This is a genomic window from Bacillus sp. LL01, assembly GCF_001037965.1.
Window position 1 is genome coordinate 1 of sequence record NZ_LFEL01000265.1, and the last position, 3179, is coordinate 3179.

Below are 3179 nucleotides of genomic sequence, written 5' to 3' on the forward strand. Positions count from 1 at the left end.
GTGTTACACTCTTACGACCTTCATCAAGAGCATACTGGATAGCCGCACGAACCAGTCGGTCTGTACCTTCCTGTGACACAGGCTTGATACCAATACCAGATGTTTCAGGGAAACGGATCTTGCTAGCACCCATCTCTTCACGAAGGAWTTTGATTAATTTCTTCACTTCATCAGAACCTTCTTGATATTCAATACCAGCGTAAATATCTTCTGAGTTCTCACGGAAGATAACCATGTTTGTATCTTCAGGACGCTTTACAGGTGAAGGTACACCTTCAAAATAACGTACTGGGCGTAGACAAACGTATAAGTCAAGCTCTTGACGAAGGGCAACGTTTAATGAACGAATCCCACCGCCTACTGGTGTTGTAAGAGGTCCTTTAATAGCGATCATATATTTACGAACCGCTTCTAATGTTTCTTCTKGTAACCAGCTTCCAGTTTCATTGAATGCTTTTTCACCAGCTAAAATTTCTTTCCAAACAATTTTCTTTTCGCCATTATAAGCTTTTTCTACTGCAGCATCCATTACACGTGAAGCCGCTGCCCAGATATCAGGACCAATTCCGTCTCCTTCGATATAAGGAACAATTGGGTTATTTGGTACGTCTAAAACTCCATTTTCTACCTTAATTACTTCTCCGTTTGCCATGTTACATTACCTCCCTAGATTGATAAAGCTAACTTTCACTGTACAAGACAAGTATGACCTTGTCCTCCACTAACTTATGTACAAGGAGCTATAAACCCCTTGCTACGCTGATTAGCGTTGTGCAATTGGAACATATGTCTGTTTACCAGGTCCAACATACTCAGCGCGTGGGCGAATTAGACGGTTATCACTATACTGCTCTAAGATGTGAGCTAACCAACCTGATGCACGGCTGACAGCGAAGATTGGGGTAAACAAATCATGTTTGATCCCAAGACTATGGTAAACACTAGCAGAATAAAAATCAACATTTGGCAATAAACCTTTTTCGCCAGTAACCATATCTTCAACTTTTAAAGACATCTCGTACCACTTAGATTCACCTGTAATATTAGTTAAGCGTTTAGACATTTCACGTAAGTGTTTAGCACGTGGATCTCCATTTTTGTATACACGGTGACCGAAGCCCATAATTTTCTCTTTATTGTCAAGAGCTTTACGGATATAAGGTTCGACATTTTCTACTTCTTCAATTTCATTTAGCATCGACATAACCGCTTCATTTGCTCCGCCGTGTAATGGGCCTTTAAGAGCTCCGATAGCTGCTGTGATACCAGAGTATACATCAGAAAGAGTAGCTACACAGACACGTGCAGTAAACGTTGAAGCATTAAGCTCATGGTCTGCATGTAACACAAGTGCTTTATTAAATGCATTAACAGAAACCTCATCTGGCTCTTCACCATTTAGCATGTAAAGGAAGTTTGCTGCAAAACCTAAATCCTTACGAGGAGCAACAGGCTCTTGCCCTTCACGCACTCGAGAAAACGCTGTCACAATTGTAGGGATTTGTGCTTGGATCTTAAGGGCTTTTAAGCGGTTCGCTTCTTCTTCCATTACATCCGCATTTTCATCAAATAATGCGAGACTTGAAATTGCCGTACGTAGAGCAGCCATTGGATGAACTTCATTGATTGGATATGATTTCATCTGATCAATAATTGCTTGTGGAATTTCAGCATGATCAGCAAGCTCCTGTGTAAACGAACGTAGTTCTTGCTCTTTTGGAAGACGTCCGTTCCAAAGAAGATAAATAACCTCTTCAAAACTCGCATTATCTGCTAAATCGTCAATATCATACCCTTGATAGGTTAAGACACTTTCAATAATCGAACTAACACTTGATGTCGTTGCTACAATTCCTTCTAGACCACGAGTTGTACTCACGTTAATCTCTCCTTTTCCCTGAATATCTTTTTCATCTTTCGGTAAATGCTTACATTTCCATTTTTGACGAAATGAAAATGTGCGCTATGTAGGAAGGATGTACACAAGCACCATTATAAACATTTTTTACACTTTTGTGAACGTTTAAATAGTAAATTAATTTACTCATTTTAAAACTATCACTTAACTTAGTATTCTGATAGTTTCACTTAGCGGTCGGCTTAGCCGCCCAAATTTGTAAAGAATTGTACAACCCTCATCGCCAAATAAGCGATCCCTGCACCGATTAAAGGACCTACTGCTACACCATTAAATAAAGCGACAGCTAGAATTGTACCAAATACCAATGCGGTTGTAATATGAGGATMATTTTGTAATAGATCAATTCCACTTGATGCAATTAATGCAACAAGAATGCCAGATGCTAGTGCAACCCATGCATAAGAAGAACGCACAGCTTCACCAAGTTGTTTAAAACCAATTTCCCCTGTAACAATTGGTGTTAATACTGCGATCGTAATCACTGTCACACCAATGTTTATACCTTTTTGTTGGAATAGCGGAAATAATTTATCTCCAAGTCCCACCCATTTGATAATAAGTAGAATGCCAACAGCAACAAGCAAGGATTGATTTTTAGCAAGAAGGGCAACGGCAAGTAGAATTAGCATAAATAACGTTGCTTGTGAAAACAAGTTTGTACCCAACCTTCCTCCTTAGCAATTCTACCTTATCATATCATAGTTTTGAAAATTCCGCCATGTTTGACACTCGTACACAATGCTCCAAAGATTGTCTTAAATAAAATAAAAACCACAGGTAAGGTCCTGTGGTTAACGTCTAGACATAATGATAAAATTTCCATTTTTTATCATTTTATTAAATATCTTGAGCAGAAATGCTTTCGCAATCCCACGAGTTTGAGGGATTAGTAAAAAGAAGCCAATTGCATCTGTAATAAAGCCCGGTGTCAGTAAAACAACCCCACCAATTAAAATACAAAGACCATCTAACATTACACTACTAGGCACCTGTCCTTGACTTGTTTGCAGTTGTGCCACTCTGATTGCTTGTAAACCTTCTTTTTTTGCCAGCCAAGCCCCTAGGATTCCCGTTAAAATAATAAGAGCGATCGTCGGCCAAATTCCAATTGTATTTCCAGACAAAATAAGAACGGCAATCTCTAAAGCCGGAACGATAATAATTAGCAAAAATAGGATTCAAAACATCGTTCTCTCCTTCACAATAGTGAATTAAATATACTACTAAAGAAAAAAGGAGAAGGATAACCCCTCTCCTT

General features: G+C 38.9%; 4 protein-coding genes. All 4 read right to left on the bottom strand.

The features are described 5' to 3' along the window. A partial coding sequence (locus tag AB685_RS29145) for an isocitrate/isopropylmalate family dehydrogenase (RefSeq protein ID WP_047974108.1) occupies positions 1-652 on the bottom strand: 652 nt, incomplete at its 3' end. A 111-nt stretch (positions 653-763) separates the two neighbouring features. Further along, on the bottom strand, positions 764-1879 hold the full coding sequence (gene citZ / locus AB685_RS29150) for a citrate synthase (RefSeq protein ID WP_047974109.1): 1116 nt from the start codon (positions 1877-1879) through the stop codon (positions 764-766). Between the two features lie 221 nt (positions 1880-2100). Further along, positions 2101-2574, bottom strand: a complete 474-nt coding sequence (locus tag AB685_RS29155; protein ID WP_047974110.1) for a DUF441 domain-containing protein — start codon at positions 2572-2574, stop codon at positions 2101-2103. 138 nt (positions 2575-2712) lie between these two features. Continuing rightward, the gene (locus tag AB685_RS29160) at positions 2713-3099 is read right to left on the bottom strand and encodes an FxsA family protein (RefSeq protein WP_241773417.1); all 387 of its coding nucleotides are present in this window, start codon (positions 3097-3099) and stop codon (positions 2713-2715) included. Positions 3100-3179 lie beyond the last annotated feature (80 nt).